Origin of the sequence: Nocardia sp. NPDC050713 (assembly GCF_040654315.1) — a bacterium.
Taxonomy (GTDB): Bacteria; Actinomycetota; Actinomycetes; order Mycobacteriales; family Mycobacteriaceae; genus Nocardia.
Window position 1 is genome coordinate 38,349 of the sequence record NZ_JBFAHS010000002.1, and the last position, 21,667, is coordinate 60,015.

A 21,667-nucleotide genomic window follows, 5' to 3' on the forward strand; every position below is an offset into this window, starting at 1 on the left:
GACCGGACGCGAGCAAGGGATTCGCGGTCGCGTGATCGCGCGCAGGGCCCTCTCGAAGGGGTGAAGAGTGGACGCACGGCAACAGTCCTCGCGGGGGCGCTTCCCGATCCTGTGGGCCACCTGGGCGACGGTGCGGCTCAAATTCGCCGGGCTGGCGTTCGTTTCGATGATCGCGGCGGTGGTGCTGCTCGCCATGTCGATGTACGCGGGCCGGTTCGAGTCGACGGCGACGGTGCTCGTCGACGCGCCGCGCTCGGGTCTGGTGCTCGATCCGGACGCCGCGGTGCGGATGCGCGGCGTGGAGATCGGCCGCGTCGCCGCCGTGGAACCGCACGCCGACCGGGTGCGGCTGCGGCTGGAGCTGGATCCGGAGTCGCTGCGGATGGTCCCGGATAACGCCCGCGTCGACATCCGCTCGACGACGGTCTTCGGCGCCAAATTCGTGCACTTCGTGCCGCCTGCCGCGCCGTCACCGCGCCCGCTGGCGCCGGGGGCGGTGGTCCGGGCGGAATCGGTGACCGTCGAGTTCAACACCTTGTTCCAGCGGCTCTCCACCGTGCTCGCGAAAGTAGAACCGGGACAATTGAATTCGACACTGGCCGCAGTGAGCGCCGCGTTGCAGGGTCGCGGTGAGCGGCTCGGCGATCTGCTGGAGCGCGCGGATGTCACACTGCGCCAGCTGAATCCGAGCCTGCCCCAGCTGGCCCACGACATGACGGCCACCGCCGAGGTCACCGAACTCTACGCCGACACGGCGGGGGAGTTGCTGCGCACGGTCGACAACGCGACCGTGACCGGCGCGACGGTCGCGGACCGGGCCGCGGATCTGGACGAAATGCTGCTCAACGTGGTGGGTTTGGCCGAGACCACCCGCGCGGTCCTCACCGAGACCGAGCAGCCGATGGCGACGGCGCTGCGGCTGCTGCGCCCGGGGAGCGCGCTGCTGAACGAGTACCGGCCTGCGCTGCGCTGCGTGGTCAACGGCGTCGCCGCGATGATGCCGTTGGCGGAGACGATATTCGGCGGCATGGTGCCGGGAGCGGTGTTCAACACCAACTTCATGCTGGCCTCGGAACCGTACAAATATCCGGAGGACCTGCCGAAGGTCAACGCGACCGGCGGTCCGGACTGTTCCGGTATCGAACAGCGCGCACCGGGCGCGCACGCGGACTACGTCGTGACCGACACCAGCGAGGGCGCGTTGTTCGTCCCGTCGACCAGCGCCCGGCTGCACGCGGATCCGCCGACGGTGTTCGAGATCTTCTTCGGTGGGCTGCCCGGCGTCGCCCGCCGGTGAGGAGCCTCAGCCGTCCAGCAGGTGGGGCAGGCCCGCGCGATAGCGCTCGGCGTCGACGCGTTTGGCCTGATCGAAGATCGGCAGCGAGACCAGCGGGAAGATCGGCGCGCGCGGGCCGGGGTCGTCGGCGGCGTCCATGATCGCGTTGGCCACCGCGCGGCCGGATTCGTTGGCGCCCTCCATGGTCGCGAGATCGATGTTGCTGCGCACGTGGTCGCCGCCGAAGAACAGATTGGGGACGGCGCAGTGCGCCTCCGGCCGGTGATCGTAGGAGCCGACGGTGTTGACCAGCAAGGGTGTCGCGTTGTCGATCGCGCCACCGCGCCAGGTGATTCCGGGATCGAGGTGCCAGGAGCGCACGTCCTCGTCGCGCAGCCAGCCCGTCGCGGTGTTGAGCCATTCCTTCAGTTGCGCCCACACTTCCGCGGCGATCTCCTCGCGGCCGCATTCCTTGGCCGGTCGGCCGTAGAGCACGCCGGGGGAGTCCCAGTCGGAGATGTCCACCGAAAGACATTCGCGCACCGCGCCGTCGCCGTAGCGTGCGGCGAAATCGCCCACCCACATGGGCGCTTGGCGCAGCGCGGTGAGCGCCCACGGCGAACCGAGCGCGGCGATATGGCCTTCCGGCAGCTCGGTCGGGCGGGTGAGGTAGTACTGGATGCCGACCATCCAGTCGGTGTGGAGCCGGTGCATGCCCGCCAGCCGCGGATCGGCGTCGAGGATCCGGTCGCTGAGCAGCGGGAGGGTCCGCTCCACCGGCATGGCGCAGACGTACCAGTCCGCGGTGACATTCTCGACCGTGCCGTTCGCCCCGCGGACAGTCGCCGACACAATGCGCCCGCCACGCAGTTCCAGTGCGCTCGCGCCCCTGTTCATGACGAAACGGACGCCGAGCGAACGCAAGTAGCCGACCCACGGATCGATCCACGCCTCGTTGGTCGGCCGGTTCAGGATGCGGTCGATGCCCGCGGTGTATTGCGGAATCGCCCCGGTCGCGGCCAGCACCAGCGCCTCGCCGATCGTTCCGATGGTGCGCGCCGAGCTGACGTGCGGTTTGGCGGCGACGGTGATCCGGGTGAGCGCGTTGACCAGGTAGTCGCGATAGGCGGGCGACTTGCCCTGGGCGTGCAGGATCTGTTCCCAGGTGACGTACTCCCACTGCCCGTAGCGCCGCTCCGCGGAGGAGGTGAACCACACCGTCATCTGTTTGGCGAAGAACGCCAGTTCCCACGGCGGTAGCTCGGGGACGAAGCCGAACGCGCCGACGATGGTGTTCTGCAAGCGTTGCGGTGTCAACTGATCGATCGCCCCGAGCTCGACGGGCACGAAAATCGGTGGGCGCCCACGGAACCCGGCGACCGTGCCCTCCACCCGGACCAGGTTTCCCGCGACACCGTCACGGTTCCCGGGAAACGGAATGCGCCGCATCGTATCCGGGATGTTCTGGTAGCAGCCGGGAAAGAAACGAAAGCCGTGCTCGCCGGGCAGATCCAAGCGTCCGCCGACGCCGGTGCCCGGCACACCCATGCTGCGCGCCTTGCCGCCGAGAAACGCGGGCTCGTACACGGTGACCTGGTATCCGCGTTCGGCGAGCTCGTGCGTCGCGGAAAGTCCCGCGACGCCGCCGCCGAAGATCGCCACCGATCGTCCGGGCGCGGGCGTCCGCCGCGCTCCCGCTGTGGCGGTGGCTGTCGAAGCGGTCGCGGCTAGGCCGACACCCGCGGCCACGGCGCCGCGCAGAACCTCGCGGCGGGTGAGAGAAAGGCCGGAAGGCGGTCGCTTGTCACGCATGTCGTTCTCCTGAGCAGGTGGCGGGTGCGAGAGCGTGGTGGGCGCGCGACTGCCACCAGTCGGCGGCGGTGTCGCGGGCCTCGTGCAGGAGATGGGTCAGCACCGGACCGACCGATGGCCAGGCCTCGCGCAGCGCGCCGACGGCCAGCGCCGCCGCGAGCGCAGGAGTGAAGACGTCCTTCGGATCCCTCGTGCGCGAGAAGATCGCGGTGACCGCCTGCGCCAGCTCCGGGTCGCTCGTCGCGCGGCGATAGAGCTGAATATCCAAGGGGCTCATGGCGGTCCCGCGGGCCAGCCGGTTGGTCCACTGGTAGATGCCGAGGCAGTCGGCGAGGCGCTGGGACTCCCAGGCGCGCAGTGCCGCGTCCAGCCGCTGCGGCTCGTGCAGCACCGGGGCGGCGAGTTCGCCGAGACGTCGGCCGTAGTGCAGCGCGTCCCGAATGCCCTGGGCGGTCACCGGATCCTTGAAATGCCCCGCGTCGCCGGGCAGGGCCCAACCCGGGCCGCTGGATCGGCGGAAGTAGGAGAGCAGCCCCGTCGCGGAGCGGACGCGACCGACTCGCTCACACCCCGCGAGCCTGGTCGCCAGCCCGGGAATCCGTTCGATCGCTTCGCGATAGCGTCGGTCGGCGCCGCCGTGACCGGGACGGTCCGCGCTCGCCGGAGGTTGCACCAGGGCGAGCAGAAGTCCGTCGTCGCAGGGAAAGGCGGTGCCCAGATCGGGACCGTCGCGCCACTGCGCGGCCACCTCGCGCCATCCGGCCGCGGTGTCGCGCCAATAGGCGAAGTAGCAGTCCCGTCCGCTCGGTGCGGACAGCCGGGGACCGGACGTCCCGGCCAGCCGGGCCACCGTGCTGCGCCGTCCGTCGGCGCCGACCACGAGGGCAGCGCGCAGCTCACGGGTACCGGAGGCGTCGGAGTACCTGACACCCGCGCATCGTTCTCCGCGCCACAGCAATTCGCCGACACGGGCACCCTCGCGCAAGTCGGCGCCCGCGTCGACCGCGGTGGCCGCGAGCGCGGCGTCCAGGCCAGTGCGGCGCACGCACAGCGCGTAGTCGACGCCGTCCACCGGCGCGAACGGCGAGCGGATGGTGTAGCCCGCGCCCGCCGCGAAGGCGGTCCGCAGCGGCGGCGCTCCCAACGCGGTGACGCGATCGAGCGCGCCGAGACGCGCCAATTCCGCGACACCGCCGGGCCACAACAGGTGTGTGGAGAGCGTGTCCGAGGGAAATCGGGTCGCCTCCAACAACACGACCCGCACGCCCGCCCGTGCGAACGCGGCGGCCGTCGCCGAACCCGCGCAGCGAGCGCCCACCACGACGACCTCGGTGTCCTCGACCGGAATGGCAGGAGCGCCAGGCATTTTCGAACCACCTCGGTCACAACGTCTCGGACACAGTGTCCGATCGATGGTGCGACTCGTCGCGCCCCGGTGTCAACGCCCGCACGGCAGAATGGAACTCGTGAATCCCTCCGGCGAACGATCGCGGCGGCACCTGGCCGTCGGCCTGCGTGCGGGTGGCGGATGCCTTCGCTGACGAGAGCCCCGAAGAACGCGCGCAAGCCGGTCGACGACCGGCGGACGGAGTTCGAGCGGCGCGTCCTGCGCGCCGTCGAAGAACTGCTCGCCGACGGGACGCCCTACACCGAGATCGCGGTGCACAAGATCGCCGCCGCCTCGGGCGCGGCGAGATCGACCTTCTACCGCTACTTTCCGGACAAGAGCCAGCTACTGATCAGAATGGCCGAACTGGCCACCGCGGACCTGTTCGACGCGGCGGAGACGTGGTGGCGCGCCGACCACGGCGACCACCGAGCCGGGGTGGTGCGCGCGATCGGCAGCATGATCGAGGGGTTCCGCGACCATCGCTATCTGCTGCTGGCACTCAGCGAAGTCGCCGGCTACGACCGGGACGTGGGGCGCTATTGGAGCGGTCGGGTCGCGGCCTTCGTGGACGTGGTGCGGACTCGGCTCGAGGCGGATCGCGCCGCGGGGCGGATCGATTCGGCCGTCGATTCGACCGCCACGGCGTTGGTGCTGACCGCCATGGTCGAGCGATCGATCACCGCCGCCTTCGCTGCGAATTCGGTCGTCACGGATGCCGCGCTGGCCGAGTCCTTGGGGCGAGCCATCTGGCTGGTCGTCTACGGTGACGCGCCCTGCCCGTGAGCGGCGCACGAAAAAGGCCGCGCCGGAACGGTATCGGCGTGACTACTCGTCATCGAGACCGGCGGACAGGTACGCCGCCGCCGCGAGCCATTGCCTGCACTGCGGTCCGTGCACCTCGTGGACGTGCAAGATCTCACGCGCTCTGCGGTAGGTGAGGCCGCCGGGTTCGGCGCCGCAATCGGCGGTGGACACTTCGCTCACGGCGCGTGGCCGCAAGGTCTCGACACCGGTGCCTCCGAGAAGGAAGTCCCGGTGGGGAGTTCGAAATGGCTGGCTCATGTCGACCGCCCCTCGCGTCTGGCGATGGGGAGGCGAATTGTCTGGCGACGCCGGCGCGAACTCCCTAGCACGTCTCCCCGCTATCTACCGCCCGAGTTTAGAGCCGCGTACCTTACAGATGCAAGTACATTTGCACGAACGACCAACAGGTATGTAAAACGGCGGCCACTGAACGATTCGGTGGCCGCCGTTGTGGCACAGCGTCTTTCCCAACGTGGCACCCGGCCATTTCCTGACGTGTCAGGAATTCATCGGTGCGGACCACGTTCTCGATGACGCGTCACGCTATTTTCGGTGCCGCACGGCTTTTCGCCGACGCGTCGGGTATTCGGTTCCGTGTCAGGGTTTGCGCGCAACGGCGCCGTACGCGGAAATAGGCCGGATCTCGCCCACCTCGGCATTCTGGGCGCGCCACTGGGTGATGGAGGTGAACCCGGGCTCCACCATCTCCAATCCGTCGAAGACCGCCTTGATCTGGGCCTGTGTCCGTGGCACATACGGAACGCCACCGGTGCCGGTGTAGTTCTCGCAGAGGGTCACGTACTCCTTGCTGTCGTCGGTGCCGTCCCACATCACCAGGTAGCTGCCCGACGGCACGGCGTCGAGCACAGTGCCCACGATCTCCAGCAGCTTTTCGTAACTCTTGGCGTGGCCGAGCACGCCCATGAACATGACGGCGATCGGCTTGTTGAAGTTGAGCACGTTGCGCGCGTCGGCGACGATCTGATCGGTGTCGTGGAAATCGCAGTCCACGTAGGTGGTGACGCCCTCCGGCGTCGTGCTGGTCAGCAGCGCCCGCGCGTGCGTCAGCACCAGCGGATCGTTGTCCACGTAAACGATTTTCGAGTCCGGCGCCACGCTCTGCGCGACCTCGTGGGTGTTCTGCATGGTCGGCAGGCCGGTGCCGATGTCGAGGAACTGACGAATACCGACCTCGCTGGCCAGGTAGCGGACCGCGCGGATCAGGAACTGCCGCGACTGCACGGCCATGGTGGTGATGTCGGGGTCGACCTCGATGCCCGCGTCGCCGGCGATCCTGTCGATTTCGTAGTAGTCCTTGCCGCCCATCCAGTAGTTCCAGATTCGCGCGGAATGGGGAATGTCGGTCCGGATGAGTGGGCTGTGGTCTTCGGGCATCGCGTGGGACTCCTCTGGAACATATGTGCGTGGCCGGATGTCCGCCGCCCTTGACCGATGTGCGGGGCGCGCCGCGCGCGTCTGACTCCGTGGTTGTCGCGAATGGGCGGTCATCCGATGTGCTCTGTGACAGTACAAGATTCGGTTGCCGCGAGCGGTCCGGATGCGCGAGGTGAACGGGGGCTTTACACGACTCCGCGAATCACCGGCATCAAAACCGGCCGGTAGGTCCGAATTATTCTGCGCCGCATGGTGAACTTCGTGCTATCGTCCGAACGTAGGTGCAAATGCAAGAACGTTTGAGCGTGCATCTGCAAGCACTCAAGCCGTAAGTCCCTCACACTGGCAGTAACCGAGGAGTGGGAAATGTCGGGTACAACCACGCACAAGATCACCAGCGCCTGGCGCAAGAGTTCGTTCAGCGGACCCAGCGGGGGCAACTGCGTCGAAGTGGCGGAGGTGTCCAATGGCCTGGTCGCAGTACGCAACTCGCGCGACCCCGAGGGCGCTGTCCTGTTCTACACCCGTCCGGAGATCGACGCGTTCGTCCGTGGAGCGAAAGCCGGAGAATTCGACGATTTGACTAGCTGAAAGGTAACATTGCGATCGGTGCGGTGTGTCTCGAAACGACAAGTATGTGACACACTGGTGGGCAACCAAGAGTATCGGAGACGAACTCCATGATCGCAGAACCCAACGACGACGGCATCGTGCAATCGGTTGTCGCGGAGCGTGGTCCGACCGTGCTCCGGATCGCCCTGGGTGGGCAGTTGCGCAAGCTACGCGAGAGTTGCAACATCACCCGCGAGGCCGCGGGTGACGCGATCCGTGGTTCGCACGCCAAGATCAGTCGTCTCGAGTTGGGCCGCACCGGTTTCAAAGAACGCGACATCCGCGATCTGCTGACCCTCTACGGCGTCAGCGATCCCATGGAACGCGAACAGTTCCTGACGCTGGCCAGGCAGGCCAACGAGCCTGGCTGGTGGCATCGTTACAGCGATCTGCTGCCGTCCTGGTTCGGCACTTACCTAGGCCTGGAGCAGGCGGCCAACAAGATCCGCACCTACGAAGCGCATCTCGTGCCCGGCCTGCTACAGACACCCGAATACGCAAGGGCCGTACTGGCTCTCGGCTACGACGACGCCGACACCGATCGGCGCGTGGCCGTGCGTCAGCGCAGGCAGGAGATCCTGCACCGCACCGATCCGCCGATCGTCTGGGCGGTGATCGACGAGGCCGCGCTGCACCGTCCGGTGGGCGGGCCGCAGGTGCTGCGCGAGCAGATGGAACACCTCATCGCGCTCGCCGCTCTGCCGAACGTCACCCTTCAGGTCCTGCCGTACTCGGCGGGCGAGCACGCGGCCGCGGGCAGCTCCTTCAGCATCCTGCGCTTCGCCGAGCCCGAGCTACCCGACATCGTGTACCTCGAGCACCTGACCAGCGCCCTGTACCTGGACCGCAGGCAGGATCTGGCGCTGTACCTCTCGGTGATGGACCGCCTGAGCGTCCAAGCCTTGCCGCCGCAGAAGTCGATCGAGATGTTGTCGTCGATCGCGGCCGGACTGTGACGATCACGCGTCGGCACTGAAGATTACGAGCGGTCTCTTTTCGCTTCCCGCGCGGCGGCGCGTGCGGACCGAAAGCGATTGATCGCGTAGACATCCGGGTCGCCGTGCGCACTCGCCGAGCGGGGGACCGCACGGACCATTCATACAGTTCGCAGGAGTGCGAACCGCCGTGAACCGTAGAGAACAGCGCGAAGGCGGAGATGGCCGCCTGGGTGAGCGTCCGGATGACGCGAGGGAAGTAGGTCGCGATGTGCGTCGCGCGCCGAGACCTCGCGGACGGAGGTGGTGTCCGGCCGAGGCTGTCGCAGGCGAGACCCATTGGCGCGCAGCGTTGTTCGGCTGCGGCGCCGCGAGGTGAACCGGCTACTGCTTGATGAAGGTGGACGCGATGCGCCAGAAGGTCGCCGGTTGGAGCGCCTTCAGGTCCCAGTCGTCGGCCATGGCGTGCGCCGTCGATACGATCCGATCGATGTCGAAATCGTTCCGGGTGGCCGCGCCGGTGGACTCGACGGCATCGATGACGAACGCGACCGCCGTTTCTCGCGAGTACGTGGTATTTCGGTGGCCGCTGCGGGCCGGCGATGTGCTCATAGTTCTACCGTTCGCTGGCTGGTCGGCCAGTGCGGCCTCGGCGAACCCGAGCCGGCCGCCGACTAGTGGTTGGTCCATAAGACGTCCCTGATGTAGGCGGCAGCAAACTTCCGGCGACTTTGCCATCGGTTCGCCCACGCGGCCTCCCCTGGTTGTCCCCTATATAGCTATGCGGAACTGAGTTTATGTCCGCGTGCCTTTCAGATGCAAGTACATCTGCACGATCGATTGTATTCGCACAAAAGGTTTTTCACCCTTCCCGCTCGAGTCGCCGACCGTTCCGACCGGACGGTTCATCGGATCGGCGTATCGGCGTCCAGGTTTCCGCTCGCCCGCACGGTCCGCTGCGCACTGCCGGGTGGGCACTTGGCCAGGTCGGAGGCTGCTCGCCGGGGTGATGTCGCCGTTCCGGTGCGGACGGCGCGGCGCGGCGGGGCGGACCGGACGGCGTGCGATCTTCGGGCGGAGTGAAGTGTCGTCATTCCGCCGACGGGCGTAGCCGCGACGAGTCTCGAATCGGTGACATCGAAAATCGTTCCGGAATCGCGGCGGAAAACAAGCGCTCGGGTGGCGCGGATAACTCGGCCGACGGAACCGACTTTGGGATCACGCCGATCGAATCCGCTGCGACGCAGAACATTCAGCAATCAATCAGCTACCAATTGCGGAGACCGCGTCCGCCAGTGGCGTATCCCCCGCGACGAGCGCGAGTGTGGTGCGCACGGTGTTCGGAGCGGACAGCAGGGCGGCCAGAACGGCGGCGACATCGGCGCGGGCAATAGTGTCGCGACCGATCGGATACTGGCTGAGAGTGACCAGGCCGGTGGGCTCGGAATCGAGCAACCTACCGGGGCGGAGGATGGTCCAGTCCAGATCGCGGGCCCGAAGATCGTCCTCGGCTTGGGTTTTGGCGGCTATATAGGCGGCCCACACCTCGTCGGTGCCCGGCGCGGGCGGCTGACCAGCCCCCATGGTGGAGATCTGCACGAAACGGCGCACACCCGCCTGCTCGGCGGCGTCGGCGAGCAGCACCGAGCCGCCCTTGTCGACGGTGTACTTGCGGGCCGCGCCGCTACCGGCCCCCGCGCCCGCCGCGAAGACGACGGCATCGGCTCCGGCGAGCGCGTCGACGAGCGCGGGCAGGTCGGTCCGTTCCAGATCGAGCACGACCGGGCGCGCTCCGGCGGCGGCGACGTCGTCGGCGTGGTCGGGGTTGCGGATCAGGCTCCACACGGAGTGACCTGCGGCGGCGAGCGTTTCGGCGAGCAGCAGGGCGATCTTGCCGTGTCCACCGGCGATCACGATGCGCATGGGTGTCCTTTCCGGTAGCGGGCGAACCGTCAGCGTTCGGGTCCGCCCGGGTTGCACGAGGCCTGCACGGTTTCGGGATAGCCGACGGCGGGCCGCCACGGTTCGAGATTCCAGCTCGGCTTGTTCGGCTGCACCAGCCGCGCCCAGTCCCAGTGACAGACGAACTGGTCGCGCATGCCGGGAGCGTCGGCGGCGGGGGACTGGACGAGCACCTCCTGCCAGGCCCGCTCGTCCGAACCGGGATAGGTGGTGCGGCGGCCCGCCTCCGAGGGGAAGACGAGCAGGCGTGGGCCGTCTACGTTCTCGGTCCACTCGACGTGGTCGACCAGCGGAATGCCCTCGTACGGATCGACCGTCGGCTGCGCCGCGAGGGGCGTCGCGCGATCGGAACTCGTGCTCGGCGGACGCGTCAGCGTCGCGGAGGTGGCGGACAGCGCCCGCGAGCCGGTGCTGGACGGCGACGCGGTGGACGCCTCCTCGGCCCCGCATCCGGCGACCGCGACGGACACCAGCAACGCGAACCCCGCACCCCGCGCCGAGCGTGGTCGCCGGTCGTGTGCTTTCCGCGTCCGCTGTCTCACTATCGATCCCTCCCGAGGCGCTGTCGCGTCCGCGCGGCGCGGACGTCTCCGTCGAGCGTAATCGCGCGCGGCGGGACGGCCTTCGCCGACAACTCGCGCCAGCCGGGAAGGAGGGCGTACCTCCGCCTTCGCCGCGGCCGCACGCGGGTCTGCTGGGGACCGCGTCCGACTACGTCGGCCGGGACACCGAATGTGGTGTCTTGCCGCGCGGGCATCGATCCGGCAATCATCGGCCGATGAAGCGTGCACTGATCATGGCGGGCGTGCTCGGGGTCGTCATCTCGGTGTCGGCGCCCGACGGCACCGGCTCGGCGAACCCTGCCGAGCGGCCGGGGACCGTCACGGAGGTGTCTCCGCTACCGGACGTGGTCGTCGTCGCGAACGCGGGCGCCGCGCTGCGGCTGGTCTATTGGTCGCGCGGTCCGCGCGGGCCGATGCGCAGCGGCGGCGCGATCTATCTGCCGCAAGGCGCGCCGCCGCCGGGCGGCTGGCCGATCGTCGCCTACGCGCACGGCACGGTCGGGATCGCCGACCACTGCGCGTTCACGCTGCAGCCGCGCCGTTTGTACCTGGACACCGTCTACCCGGAGTTGCTCCGCGCGGGCTATGCCGTGGTGCTGACGGACTACGTCGGCCTCGGCACCCCCGGCACCCACCCGTATCTCGACGGCCCCTCGCAGGCGCGCAGCATGATCGACGCCGTGCGCGCCGCACGTGCGGTGGTGCCGGAATTGAGCGATCGGTGGGCCGTGCTCGGGCAGTCCCAGGGCGGGCAGACCGCCTTGTTCACCGCGCGTATCGCCCCGGAAGACGCCCCGGAGCTGCGGCTACGTGGCGCGGCCGCCACCGGTCCGCCGTCGAATCTCGAGCATCTCGCCCCGCTGATGGGCCCCTGGGTGCCGCGCCTACCGCTGCGGATGACGACCGCGTATTTCGCCTCGATCATGGCGGGGCTGCGCGCGACCGCGCCCGAACTGGATGTGGACGGCTACCTGACCCCGGCGGGCAGGGAAGTGCTGGACGTGGTCGAACGGGAATGCGTCACCGAGGCAGACGCCCTCGTGCGCGACATCTCGATCGGCGAGATGCTGGCCGAGCCGCTGTGGGATCCGGCGCTGCTCGCCGCGGCGCGCGCGATGCTGCGGATACCGACCGAGGGGCACACGGTGCCGCTGTTCATCGGCCAAGGACTGACCGATCGCGACGTGCCCGCGCCGTTGAGCGCTGGACTGGTCACCGAACTGACGCTGGCCGGTGCGGATCTGCAAGTCGTGGTCTACCCCGGCGACCACCTGGCGACCGCGCGCGATTCGCTGCCGGACACGCTGGCCTTCCTGCACCGCGTGCTGGACAACCCGTGAAAGCTCAGCGCCACAGCGAACGGCAGGGCAACCTGCGCAGCTCGGGCCGGATCTTGCCGTCCACCGTGACGGTCAGCCCCGCGTGCAGCGCCGCGGTGGTGAACTCCCACGCCTCGGTGCTCGTCGCCGCGTACTCGAGGACGATCTCGTCCTCGGGCGTCGGGCCGTCGAAGTAGACGGTCACGCGCCGAGTCGGCGCGTCCGCGACACCCCGCCGATGTTCTGCGATGTGCTGCGTGCCGTCCATGTCACGGTCTCCTTCCGGGCCGGCGCGGCCTCGCGCCGGTTACTCGACGGTAGATCCCGGACCATAGCGAAGAACATGTTCCATCCCACTGGCTGGACAAGTCACAGGGCTTCGCGGGCCTCGGTGGGGATTCTCACGAGTGTGTGTGCGCGCCGGTCACAGCGTGTCATGACCAAACTTGTGAGAAGTCCACACGTTGCCTGTCTTTTTTGCCATGCCGACCGGGCATTGATCAGGATGATCTCCAACGTTGGACCCACTGGGGAGGCACAGTCCATGAGAAAGGCCCTACGTTCGGTGCGCGCGCTCGGAGCCGCGGCGCTCGGCGTGCTGATGGTGGTGGCGGTGGCCGGAGCGAGCCACAGCGAACCGCTCTACCCGGCGCCGGACCCGGATCCGTTCTATGCCGCGCCCCCGGACCTGGCCGACAAGAAACCCGGCGACGTGATCGCGGTGCGCCAGATGCCGCCGCTGCTGGTCTTCCCGGACACCACCGTCACCCTGGTGCGTTTCCGCTCGACCAACTCCACGGGCAAACCGATCGCGGCCACCACGACGGTGCTCACCCCGAAGGCTCACCGCGCGGACGGCCCGCTGCTGTCCTTCCAACACATCATCAACGGGCTCGGCGCCGAGTGCTCGGTCTCCCGGGTGCTCTACACCGGCGATCCCAATCTGATCGTGCGCGAGGCGCCCGGCTGGAACGTGCTGTTGCAGCGCGGCTGGACCGTGGCGCTGCCCGATCACCTCGGCCCGCAGTTCGCCTACGGCGCGGCGAAGCTGGGCGGTCAGATCACCCTGGACGGCATCCGCGCGGTCAAGCAGGTGTCGGAATTGCGACTGGCGCAGAGCCCGACCGCGATGGTCGGCTATTCCGGCGGCGGAATGGCCACCGCGTGGGCCGCCGCGCTCGCGCCGGAGTACGCGCCGGAACTCCAGCTCGCGGGCGCCGCGATGGGCGGGGTGCCGATGAACCTGGTCAAGATGCTCGAGGGTCTCGGCCTCGGTTCGCATCCGGTGTTCGGTCTCGCGCTGGCCGCGGGCCTCGGCTTGGAACGCGAGTATCCGGAGCGGTTCCCGCTGAGTGAGCAGCTCAACGATCGCGGGCTGGCCGCGCGCGACGCCATCGCCAACAGCTGCACCAACGACATCATCGCGACGGGCGCGGGGCGCGGCGCGATGGACTTCGCGAAGACGACCTCGATGATCGACGACCGCGACGCGCGCGCGGTGGTGGAGGAGAACAGCCTCGAGCTCTACGACGGCGTGCCGCGCACACCGGTGTTCGAATGGCATTCTCCGATCGACGGATTGGTTCCGGTCGACGCGATCGTCAACACCGACCGCAGGTGGTGCGCGGCGGGCGTGCCGGTGCAGGCCGAGCAGATTCCGGTGCCCGATCACCTGACCGCGGCCGTTCTCGGCATCCCCACCGCGCTGAGCTGGCTCGACGCCCGCTTCCGCGGCGAGCCCGCGCCGAGCAACTGCTGACGCCGACCGAGCCGAATCCGCCTCGAGGCAGGCGGATTCGGCTCGGTTGTTGCGATTCGGCGTCATGACACACACAACTCGAGCACGGACCGGCTGCCGCTTCGGCGCGTCCGGTTAGCCTGAGTCCCTGGCCCCCAAGGGGCATTTCGGGGGTCGACGGCCCGATCTCTCTGGGCGCCAGGCGAACCCGACGTCGCACCCAGAGGCGTGTGCCATGAGATCTTTGCGTGCCCTGCTCCTGACAGCCCTGCTGGTCGCTTCGGCGGGGATGGGCCACGCCGCGGCCGATCCGCCCGCTGTACCCGCACCGCCCCCCGGGCCGCCGCCCGTCCTTCCCGATCTGTCCGGACTGCCCGCGCTGCCCACCGTTTCGGGATCGCTGCTGCCCGGCGTGCAGGAATGGATCGACCGGGTGATTCCGCCGCCTCCGATCGTTCCGACACCGCGCCAGGACGGCGCGGTACTGGAGACCGCGGGCGTCTCGCCGACACTGGCCGCGCTGCACGAGGCCGCGCTGCCCTCGGGAGTGGGCGATCCGATCTTCGATTTCTGGCCGCCCGACCTCGCCGACTACGCGCCGGGCGAGATCATCGAGGTCCGTGATGTCACCGCGACGGCGGGTTTGCTCGTACTCGTGCCGTTCCGTCAGGCGCTGCTGATGAAGTACCGCACCACCGATGCGCACGGCAGACCGTCCTTCGCCACCGCGACCCTGGTCGTCCCCGCCGGCGCGTGGACCGGTGACGGCGATCGCCCGGTGGTGGTCAACAACCTGCCGATCGACGCGCTCGGTCGCGACTGCACCCCCGGCTACAGCCTCGCCAACGGCTGGACCGACAACACCAGCGTTACCGACTTCATCCCGCCCACAACGCAATTGGCGATCTTGCGCGGGTACGCGGTGCTGATCCCCGATCACGAGGGCCCGTGGATGGCTTACGCCGAACCGTATGTCGCGGGCCACGCGGTGCTCGACAGCATCCGCGCCGTGCGAAATCTGCTGCCCGAGGAGTTCGGCGCCAGCGCTTTCGGCATGTTCGGCTACTCCGGCGGGGCCATCGCCACGCACGGCGCGGTCAAACTGATCGGCGGCTACGCGCCGGAACTGTCCGAGGTCGTGGTCGGCGCCGCGCTGGGCGGCGTACCCGCCGACTACGAGATCCTGGCGCGCAGCATGAACGGCAATCTGGCCTCAGCGGTCTTCATGGCCGCGGTGTTCGCCATCGGAAGGGAGCGTCCGGAAATCCTGGCGCGAATGAACAATCTGGCCAAATGGATCGCGACCTCACCGGCGAAGGACCTGTGCGGCAGCACCTTCGGTGCGGTCGGTGTGCTGATGCTGCCCATCGACATCGCCGCGAACTTTCCCGACCCGCTCGGCTCGGAGTTCGCCGCCGAGATCTACCGCGTGACACGCATGGAGGACATGCCCTCCGCGGTGCCGCTCTACATCTACAACGGTGACCAGGAGTTCTGGATCCCGGCCGAAGGCGCGCGCAATCTCTACCGCGAACAGTGCGGGCTCGGTGTCACCGCGGTCTATCGCGGGGTGCTCGGCGAACATGTGATCGGGGCGGCCACCGGTTACCCGGAGGTGGTGCTGTGGCTGGACGAGCGGTTGCGCGGTGTGCCCGCCCCGAACGAATGCTGATGTCCCGGCGAACGTTGCGCTGACCCGCCGCGGCGCGATTCAACAGTATGACGCCGCACTTCGACGTACCCTCCGCCGCCCAGCAAGCCGCGGCGCTGGTCGGGCGCCACTTCCGGCTCGCCGACCGCTACGAGGTCAGCCGGGAGAAGGTTCGCGAGTTCGCCAAGGCCGTGCAGGACTATCACCCGGCGCACTGGAGCAAGGACGCCGCGGCGTCGCTCGGCTACGGCGGACTCGTCGCGCCGCTGACCTTCCCGGCGATCGTGTGGCTGCAGATGCAGCGAACGATGTTCGAGACCGAACTGACGGGCTACGACGTCAGCCAGGTGCTGCACACCGAGCAGCGGGTGCGGGTGCACCGCCCGATCGTCGCGGGCGACGAGTTGGTCTCGGAGTGCACGTTCGAATCGTTCCGCCAGTTCGGCGCGAGGGATCTGCTCGTCATCCGGAATCTGCTCAGCGACGGCGCGGGGCGGCCGCTGCAGACGACGCACAGCACCGTCATCGCGCAGACCGGCGTCGAGATGGCGGGCGATCTCGCCGCCGCCGTGGCGGGCGTGATGATGAGCGGCCAGAGGCCCGCGGCGCCCGACAGCGCCAGCCCGCATCCCTCGGCGGCTCGGCTCACCGAGCGCGCGGCGGGCCCGCCGGACGCGCTCGACGACAGCGATCGACGCGGGCTGATCCGCTTCGAGGATCTACGCGTCGGCGACGAACTGCCCGCGCACGAGGTGGCGCTCTCACGCGGCGACCTGGTCAACTACGCGGGCGTCTCCGGCGACACCAATCCGATCCACTTCAGCGACGAGGTCGCCAGGGCGGTCGGATTGCCCGATGTCGTCTCGCACGGGCTGCTGACCATGGGCCTCGGCGCGGGATATCTGACCTCGTGGCTGGGCGATCCCGGCGCGGTGGTCGACTACGGCGTGCGCTTCGGCGGTTTCGCGCCGGTGCCCGCGGACCGGAAGAGCACGATCGAATTCAGCGGCCGCGTCAAGGAATTGGATCCGGCGCTCCGCGCCGCGACCGTGCAAGTCGGCGCCACGTGCGGTGCTCGCAAGTTGTTCGGCAAGGGCATCGCGCGAGTGCGGCTCTCCTGATCGGCTCACCCGCCCTGCAGCAGCCACTGTTGGCTGAGCCGCAGGTGGTTCGCCGACCATGCCGAGATGACGGCGGGATCGGAACCAGCAGGCGGAGGCGGTGCTTCGCCGGGGTACAGGCCGTTGTCGTTCGGCGCGCCGAGCGCCGTCGCCGCCGGCCTGCTGGGCGGCTCCGCGCCAGGAGCCGGTTCTCCGATCGGTGCCGCCTGCGCAGGAAAACGCGTGGTCGTCGGAATCTGCGGACGCTGCTCCCTGGTCGGTTCGTTGGGGTCGAATGGATCGGCCGGGTCGCCGGGGTCGAGGGGCCTCGCCTGCGCCGACCCCGGCGCCGGCCGGACCGGATTCGCCGGTGCGTCGGCTGCGGGTGCGATCGGCTGGTGGGCGCCCTCGATCAGGATCGGCGGCGCCGCGTCGGGCCGTGCGGTATCGGGGGTGGCGGGCGCGACGGCGGGCGGGGTCGTCCGGTACGCCTCGCGGGTCCACGTCGCGTCGTCGGTACCGCGCGAGAGCGCGATGCCCGACGCGGCGAGCACCGCGACCGCCGCCGCGCCGAGCGGAAGCGCCACACCCGCGCGCCGCCGCTCGCCGGTGGCGATCGGGGCGGCGGGTTCGCCGCTGGGATCTTGCGGCAGCTGAGCGGCCGCGATGCGGGCGGCGCCGACCGCGGCGGCGGGGTACTGGTCGTCCACGGTGACGGCGGGAATCTGGAAAACGCGCTCGAAATCGCCGAGCAGCTCGGGAGCCACGGGTTGCGCGCCGCAGAGCACGACGCCGTCCAGCGTCAGGCCCTTGGCCAGCAGCGCGGGGCGCACGCGATCGAGCGCTTCGGCCGCGGGATCGGGTCCGGCCCGCCACGCGGCCGAGGCGAGGATCCGCGAGCGCGCCGCGTCGGTGAGGATGAAGGTCAGGTCACGATCGGCGATCTCCAGCGCCAGAATGGTCTCGAATCGGTCGAGGTCGGCGACTTCCCGCACATAGGCGAGCAGTGCCGCGCGCACCGAAACGAGCGAGGACGTCCGCCATCGGCCGGTGGCCAGATGGGTGACGATGTCGCGCCGTTCCTCCACCGTGCGGTAGGTCAGCGCGGTGTTCTCGATGAGCGAGAGGGTCCGGTCGGCCAAATTCTCGAGGGCCGCCGCGATCGACTCGGCCGCCGTGGCCTCGCCGATCTCCCACTCCACCTCCTCGAGCGGGGCCGATGGCGGTTCGTCCGCCACCGGATTGGAGAGCAGTACCGCGCGAACCGTCGTTCGGTCCGCCGTGACACCCACGGTCGCCATACGAATCACCTCTGCCTACACGATTCTCCTACTCGATTCGTCGCGGGCCGGTGTGCCGATGGGCCCGAGACCTGTCTGCCACACACTCGATATAGCGGCGGAATGCGCGGAAACGTTAGCGCGACGATTGCCAGGGCCGGTCCTGGGCGGCGTGCGCGTGACCGAGTTGTGCGTCCTATCGGGGAGTGGTTCCGGCTCATGGCTGGTGCTCGGCCCCAACGTGCCCGTGCGCCTGTGCATGCATTCAGAACGATACCGCCGTGTGCCCTGGAGCGTCGCCCTCGATTCATGGCATCATCGGTGGATGCGTGCTCCGGAAGTGCGACTCTCGGGCGAAACCCCTTTTCCCAGAAAGCTTCCCGGCCCGGACGGCGGTCCGACCGTGTTGCGGATGCTGCTCGGCGGTCGATTGCGGCGATTACGCGAGGCCGCGGGCATCTCGCGCGAGGACGCGGGCGAGTCGATCCGCGGATCGCACTCCAAGATCAGCCGCTTGGAACTCGGCCGTACCGGGTTCCGCGAACGCGACCTGGTGGACCTGCTCGCGCTCTACGGCGTGACGGATCCGACCGAGTGCGCGGAGTTCCTCGAACTCGCCCGCCAGGCCAACGCCTCGGGCTGGTGGCACCGCGACAACGACTGGCTGCCGAAGTGGTTCGACACCTACCTCGGCCTGGAGCAGGCGGCCCGATTGATCCGCTGCTACGAGCCGAGAGCGGTGCCCGAGCTGCTGCAGACCGCCGACTACGCGCGGGCCCTGCTGTCCCTCGCGCATCCCAACGAGTCGTTCGCGGCGATCGAGCGCCGGGTGGCGTTGCGGATGCGCCGCCAGCACATCCTCACCCGGCCGGAACCGCCCCGGATCTGGGTGATCGTGGAAGAGGCCGCGTTGCGCAGGCGCATCGGTGGTTCGGCGGTCTGGCTCGAACAACTCGACAGGCTGCTCGAGGCGGCCGATCAGCCCAGCATCACGCTGCAGGTGCTCGCCGACCACGTCGGTGGCCCGGCCCTGGCCGACGGCGCCTTCACGATGCTGCGCTTCACCGAGTCCGATCTGCCCGACATCGTCTATCTCCAGCAACTGACCAGCGCGCTGTATCTGGACAAGCAGTCCGACATCGCCGCCTACCGGGCCGTCGCCAACATGCTCTCCGTGCACGCCGCACCGCCCCAGTACACGCGCGGGCTGCTGGAAGCGCTGCGTGATCGTCAGCCGCCCACCGTGGACGAGCCGACCGGGCAGGGCTGAGTCGAACAGGCCAGCCGAGACGACAGACGGACAGACCGCCCCGGCGGACGCGACGGTGTTGGGAGCGGTGTCGCACCGACCGGGACGGCCTGCCTCAGCGGCTCCGGAACTCGTCGCGCGGCGGGCCGCTGCGGGTCGGCCTGCCGCCGGAGCCGTCCCGGCGAGCATAGGCGCGGACACGGTGCGCGGACAGGTCGGCGAGCGGACACTGGGGCATGTCCAGCCGGACGCGAGCCGGGCGTTGGTTTCTCACAACGACGCGGCGCGTGTCGGCCCGCCGGGTGTCCGGCGAAGCGCGGTTTCGCCGAGCGGTCGAGCCGAGCGGTCAGTACGAGCCGGGGGCGATCGTCCCGATGATCGGATGCTGGGCGGCGTCCTCGGCGCCGCCGGTGAGCAGGCGCTTGAGGATCTTGCCCGTCTCGCCGCGGGGCAGCGAGTGGAGGAAGGTGACGTCGCGCGGCACCGAGAATCGGCTCAGCCGATTGCGGATGTAGTTGCGGACCATATCCGAATCAAGGCCCGACCCTTCGCGTTTCACCACGAAGGCGGCGAGACGCTGGCCGTATTCGCGATCGGGGACGCCGACCACCGCGACCTCGCGGACCTGCGGCAGATAGGCCAGCGCCTCCTCGACCGGTCGCGGGAAGACGTTCTCGCCGCCGGAGATGATCATCTCGTCGTCCCGGCCCGCGATGAACAGCTTGCCCGTGGCGTCGAGGAAGCCGAGATCGCCGGTGTCGAGCATGCCGTCGGCCTCGTCCGGCGGCGCGGCGTTGACGTAGCCGTCGAAGAGCATGTGATTGCTCACGTAGATGTGCCCGGTCGCGCCGACGGGCAGCGGCTTGCGGTCCGGGCCGAGCACCGCGACCTTGGTGCCGAGCGGCGGGCGGCCCGCGGTGGTCGGCGCGGCGCGCAGGTCGGTGGGGTCGGCGATGGTCGCCCAGGACACCTCGGTGGAGCCGTAGACGTTGTAGAGGACGTCGCCGTAGGCGTCCATGAAGTCGAGCACGGTGCTCGCGGCGAGCGGCGCGCCGCAGCTGGCCACCACCCGCAGGCTGGAGGTGTCGTAGCGGGCCCGCACGTGCGCGGGCAGCTCCAGAATGCGGTGCACCATGATCGGCACCGCGATGAACGTGCTCACCCGGTGTTCGGCGATCAGGCGCAGGCAGTCCTCGGCGTCGAACTGCTCGGGAAGCACCACGGTGGAACGCAGCGCGGTGCTCAATTGCAGCGCGGCCAAGCCCCAGGTGTGGAACAGCGGCGCGGGGATGAGCATGGTCTCGTCCATCCGCAGCGGAATACGGGACAGCAGCGCCGCGATGGTGCTGAATCCCTTGGCGTGCGGACGGCGCGCGCCCTTCGGGGTGCCGGAGGTGCCCGAGGTCAGCACGATCAGCTTGCCCGGGTGCGCGGGCTTGCGAAAGTCGTTGTGCCCCATACCCGCGAGATCGTCGAGGGTGGTTCGACCCGGCACCGGCTTGGCCCGGTCGGTGGCGTAGCGCTGAAGATCGGCGTGCAGATACTGCACGAGATGGTCGAATTCGCCGTCCACGAATAGCGCGGTGAGCTTGTCGCGCTGCACCACCTCCTCGATGCGCCGTGCGGGCAGGCCGGTGTTCAGCAGCGCCACGTCGATGCCGAGCTTGCCCGCGGCGACCATGGTCTCGACCATTCCGCCGTGGTTGCGCGCGAGCAGGCCGATGGCATCGCCCGCCGCGAGCCCGAGCATCGACATGGCGCCCGCGATGGCGTTGGTGCGAGCGTGTATCTCCGCGAAGGTGCGTGCGCCGCGCGCGTCGATCAGCGCGGTGCGCTCCGGTGCGAACGCGGCCGCCGCCGCGTAACCGCCCGCGAGGTTGAACCCCCACTCGGAGAGTCTGCGCAGCTGTTTGAAGCCGAGGTCGGGACGGTGGGCGCGCACCACGCCGGTGGCCATCATCTGCCTGGCCACCTCCGCGCGGCGGCGGACCGGTGAGTTCTCGCCGTTGACCACGACCGAGGTGGTCGCGCCGCGCACCAGGTCGGCGATGCGGCGCAGGCCGCGCTCGGTCCAGGCGATGATCGCGCCGTTGCCGAGCTTCGCGACGGCTGGATGGATGCGGCCCGGTCCGAAGAAGGTGACCGAGACGCGGGTGCGTTCCTCGGTGCCGCGCAGCCGGATCGAGGCGAAGCTGCCCAGCGTCGGGCTGACCAGCTCGAGGCTTTCGTACCAGCGGCCGATCCGCAGCTGGATCACCTGGGTGCGGACCCCGAGTTCGGCGGTGCCGACGCGGAAGCGCAGCATCTGATGTCCACCCGCGGCTTTTAGCGGTTCGCACGCGCCGATACCGGGAAAGACGCGGGGGTAGGTCTGCGGCTCGCGGAGCAGGTCCCACACCGACTGGCGGGGGATCGCGAATTCCACGGTCACATCGATGACGTCGGTAACCACTGGCTTGCAATTCTCGTCGGCCGGTTCGAACAGCTCGGGTCGGCGGAGATTTCATTTGTAGCTCCCGCCGCAATTCTGGTCAAGAGTCCGGTATTTCACCTGGTAGGAAACTGTTTTCGGACCTATCCG

The 21,667-nt window shown here is 69.1% G+C and carries 19 protein-coding genes; 9 read left to right on the plus strand and 10 right to left on the minus strand.

Going from position 1 to position 21,667, the window contains the following annotated elements; genetic code table 11:
• The first annotated feature begins 67 nt into the window (after positions 1–67).
• Positions 68–1,297, plus strand: coding sequence for an MCE family protein (locus tag AB0H49_RS03540; RefSeq protein WP_357246711.1), 1,230 nt, complete (start codon positions 68–70; stop codon positions 1,295–1,297).
• 6 nt (positions 1,298–1,303) lie between these two features.
• Here the strand turns inward: AB0H49_RS03540 and AB0H49_RS03545 are convergent, their stop codons facing one another.
• Together AB0H49_RS03545 and AB0H49_RS03550 are read right to left on the minus strand one after the other, a co-directional pair.
• A complete protein-coding gene (locus AB0H49_RS03545) occupies positions 1,304–3,088 on the minus strand; it encodes an FAD-dependent oxidoreductase (RefSeq protein ID WP_357246714.1) in 1,785 nt (594 codons plus the stop codon).
• Complete coding sequence (locus AB0H49_RS03550) at positions 3,081–4,454, minus strand: FAD-dependent monooxygenase (RefSeq protein WP_357246717.1); 1,374 nt, start codon at positions 4,452–4,454, stop codon at positions 3,081–3,083. Before AB0H49_RS03550 ends, AB0H49_RS03545 begins: the two co-directional genes overlap by 8 nt.
• A 162-nt stretch (positions 4,455–4,616) precedes the next feature.
• Between AB0H49_RS03550 and AB0H49_RS03555 the strand changes: the two genes are divergently transcribed.
• Positions 4,617–5,261: a TetR/AcrR family transcriptional regulator gene (locus tag AB0H49_RS03555; RefSeq protein ID WP_357246720.1), complete on the plus strand. Its 645-nt coding sequence runs from the start codon at positions 4,617–4,619 to the stop codon at positions 5,259–5,261.
• Between the two features lie 42 nt (positions 5,262–5,303).
• Here AB0H49_RS03555 and AB0H49_RS03560 read toward each other — a convergent pair whose 3' ends face one another.
• Positions 5,304–5,453, minus strand: a complete 150-nt coding sequence (locus tag AB0H49_RS03560; RefSeq protein WP_245909838.1) for a hypothetical protein — start codon at positions 5,451–5,453, stop codon at positions 5,304–5,306.
• A gap of 426 nt (positions 5,454–5,879) precedes the next feature.
• Positions 5,880–6,677 (minus strand): SAM-dependent methyltransferase, encoded by a 798-nt coding sequence (locus AB0H49_RS03565; protein ID WP_355003577.1) that lies wholly within the window; start codon positions 6,675–6,677, stop codon positions 5,880–5,882.
• A gap of 366 nt (positions 6,678–7,043) precedes the next feature.
• Between AB0H49_RS03565 and AB0H49_RS03570 the strand changes: the two genes are divergently transcribed.
• Positions 7,044–7,268: a DUF397 domain-containing protein gene (locus tag AB0H49_RS03570; protein WP_141811104.1), complete on the plus strand. Its 225-nt coding sequence runs from the start codon at positions 7,044–7,046 to the stop codon at positions 7,266–7,268.
• 89 nt (positions 7,269–7,357) lie between these two features.
• Complete coding sequence (locus AB0H49_RS03575) at positions 7,358–8,245, plus strand: helix-turn-helix transcriptional regulator (RefSeq protein ID WP_355003576.1); 888 nt, start codon at positions 7,358–7,360, stop codon at positions 8,243–8,245.
• 363 nt (positions 8,246–8,608) lie between these two features.
• On the opposite strand, the gene AB0H49_RS03580 is transcribed toward AB0H49_RS03575, so the two are convergent.
• The 3 genes from AB0H49_RS03580 to AB0H49_RS03590 all read right to left on the minus strand — a co-directional run bounded on the left by AB0H49_RS03580 (position 8,609) and on the right by AB0H49_RS03590 (position 10,728).
• Positions 8,609–8,836: a hypothetical protein gene (locus tag AB0H49_RS03580; RefSeq protein ID WP_067778370.1), complete on the minus strand. Its 228-nt coding sequence runs from the start codon at positions 8,834–8,836 to the stop codon at positions 8,609–8,611.
• Between the two features lie 651 nt (positions 8,837–9,487).
• Positions 9,488–10,147, minus strand: coding sequence for an NAD(P)H-binding protein (locus AB0H49_RS03585; RefSeq protein WP_357246726.1), 660 nt, complete (start codon positions 10,145–10,147; stop codon positions 9,488–9,490).
• Between the two features lie 29 nt (positions 10,148–10,176).
• A complete protein-coding gene (locus AB0H49_RS03590) occupies positions 10,177–10,728 on the minus strand; it encodes a DUF2599 domain-containing protein (RefSeq protein ID WP_357246728.1) in 552 nt (183 codons plus the stop codon).
• A 236-nt stretch (positions 10,729–10,964) separates the two neighbouring features.
• Here AB0H49_RS03590 and AB0H49_RS03595 point away from each other — a divergent pair, with 236 nt between their 5' ends.
• Positions 10,965–12,089, plus strand: coding sequence for a lipase family protein (locus AB0H49_RS03595; RefSeq protein ID WP_357246731.1), 1,125 nt, complete (start codon positions 10,965–10,967; stop codon positions 12,087–12,089).
• Positions 12,090–12,093: 4 nt separating this feature from the next.
• Here AB0H49_RS03595 and AB0H49_RS03600 read toward each other — a convergent pair whose 3' ends face one another.
• Positions 12,094–12,336: a hypothetical protein gene (locus AB0H49_RS03600; RefSeq protein ID WP_355003572.1), complete on the minus strand. Its 243-nt coding sequence runs from the start codon at positions 12,334–12,336 to the stop codon at positions 12,094–12,096.
• A gap of 333 nt (positions 12,337–12,669) precedes the next feature.
• Here AB0H49_RS03600 and AB0H49_RS03605 point away from each other — a divergent pair, with 333 nt between their 5' ends.
• The 3 genes from AB0H49_RS03605 to AB0H49_RS03615 all read left to right on the plus strand — a co-directional run bounded on the left by AB0H49_RS03605 (position 12,670) and on the right by AB0H49_RS03615 (position 16,578).
• The gene (locus AB0H49_RS03605; protein WP_357247913.1) at positions 12,670–13,827 is read left to right on the plus strand and encodes a lipase family protein; all 1,158 of its coding nucleotides are present in this window, start codon (positions 12,670–12,672) and stop codon (positions 13,825–13,827) included.
• Between the two features lie 214 nt (positions 13,828–14,041).
• Positions 14,042–15,478, plus strand: a complete 1,437-nt coding sequence (locus AB0H49_RS03610; RefSeq protein WP_355003571.1) for a lipase family protein — start codon at positions 14,042–14,044, stop codon at positions 15,476–15,478.
• Positions 15,479–15,525: 47 nt separating this feature from the next.
• Positions 15,526–16,578 carry a fused (3R)-hydroxyacyl-ACP dehydratase subunits HadA/HadB gene (locus AB0H49_RS03615; RefSeq protein ID WP_355003570.1) on the plus strand — a complete coding sequence of 351 codons (1,053 nt, stop codon included), beginning with the start codon at positions 15,526–15,528 and terminating at the stop codon, positions 16,576–16,578.
• 5 nt (positions 16,579–16,583) lie between these two features.
• On the opposite strand, the gene AB0H49_RS03620 is transcribed toward AB0H49_RS03615, so the two are convergent.
• A complete protein-coding gene (locus AB0H49_RS03620; protein WP_357246737.1) occupies positions 16,584–17,858 on the minus strand; it encodes a hypothetical protein in 1,275 nt (424 codons plus the stop codon).
• Positions 17,859–18,162: 304 nt separating this feature from the next.
• Here AB0H49_RS03620 and AB0H49_RS03625 point away from each other — a divergent pair, with 304 nt between their 5' ends.
• Positions 18,163–19,107, plus strand: a complete 945-nt coding sequence (locus tag AB0H49_RS03625) for a helix-turn-helix transcriptional regulator (RefSeq protein ID WP_357246739.1) — start codon at positions 18,163–18,165, stop codon at positions 19,105–19,107.
• 325 nt (positions 19,108–19,432) lie between these two features.
• On the opposite strand, the gene AB0H49_RS03630 is transcribed toward AB0H49_RS03625, so the two are convergent.
• A complete protein-coding gene (locus tag AB0H49_RS03630; protein WP_357246743.1) occupies positions 19,433–21,538 on the minus strand; it encodes an AMP-binding protein in 2,106 nt (701 codons plus the stop codon).
• Positions 21,539–21,667: the final 129 nt, after the last annotated feature.

Bases quoted from the DNA above. Each gene is read 5' to 3' on its own strand.
- AB0H49_RS03545 (WP_357246714.1), bottom strand. From the start codon at position 3,088: ATGCGTGACAAGCGACCGCCTTCCGGCCTTTCTCTCACCCGCCGCGAG.
- AB0H49_RS03550 (WP_357246717.1), bottom strand. From the start codon at position 4,454: ATGCCTGGCGCTCCTGCCATTCCGGTCGAGGACACCGAGGTCGTCGTG.
- AB0H49_RS03555 (WP_357246720.1), top strand. From the start codon at position 4,617: ATGCCTTCGCTGACGAGAGCCCCGAAGAACGCGCGCAAGCCGGTCGAC.
- AB0H49_RS03565 (WP_355003577.1), bottom strand. From the start codon at position 6,677: ATGCCCGAAGACCACAGCCCACTCATCCGGACCGACATTCCCCATTCC.
- AB0H49_RS03570 (WP_141811104.1), top strand. From the start codon at position 7,044: ATGTCGGGTACAACCACGCACAAGATCACCAGCGCCTGGCGCAAGAGT.
- AB0H49_RS03575 (WP_355003576.1), top strand. From the start codon at position 7,358: ATGATCGCAGAACCCAACGACGACGGCATCGTGCAATCGGTTGTCGCG.
- AB0H49_RS03580 (WP_067778370.1), bottom strand. From the start codon at position 8,836: ATGAGCACATCGCCGGCCCGCAGCGGCCACCGAAATACCACGTACTCG.
- AB0H49_RS03585 (WP_357246726.1), bottom strand. From the start codon at position 10,147: ATGCGCATCGTGATCGCCGGTGGACACGGCAAGATCGCCCTGCTGCTC.
- AB0H49_RS03595 (WP_357246731.1), top strand. From the start codon at position 10,965: ATGAAGCGTGCACTGATCATGGCGGGCGTGCTCGGGGTCGTCATCTCG.
- AB0H49_RS03600 (WP_355003572.1), bottom strand. From the start codon at position 12,336: ATGGACGGCACGCAGCACATCGCAGAACATCGGCGGGGTGTCGCGGAC.
- AB0H49_RS03605 (WP_357247913.1), top strand. From the start codon at position 12,670: ATGGTGGTGGCGGTGGCCGGAGCGAGCCACAGCGAACCGCTCTACCCG.
- AB0H49_RS03610 (WP_355003571.1), top strand. From the start codon at position 14,042: ATGAGATCTTTGCGTGCCCTGCTCCTGACAGCCCTGCTGGTCGCTTCG.
- AB0H49_RS03615 (WP_355003570.1), top strand. From the start codon at position 15,526: ATGACGCCGCACTTCGACGTACCCTCCGCCGCCCAGCAAGCCGCGGCG.
- AB0H49_RS03620 (WP_357246737.1), bottom strand. From the start codon at position 17,858: ATGGCGACCGTGGGTGTCACGGCGGACCGAACGACGGTTCGCGCGGTA.
- AB0H49_RS03625 (WP_357246739.1), top strand. From the start codon at position 18,163: ATGCGTGCTCCGGAAGTGCGACTCTCGGGCGAAACCCCTTTTCCCAGA.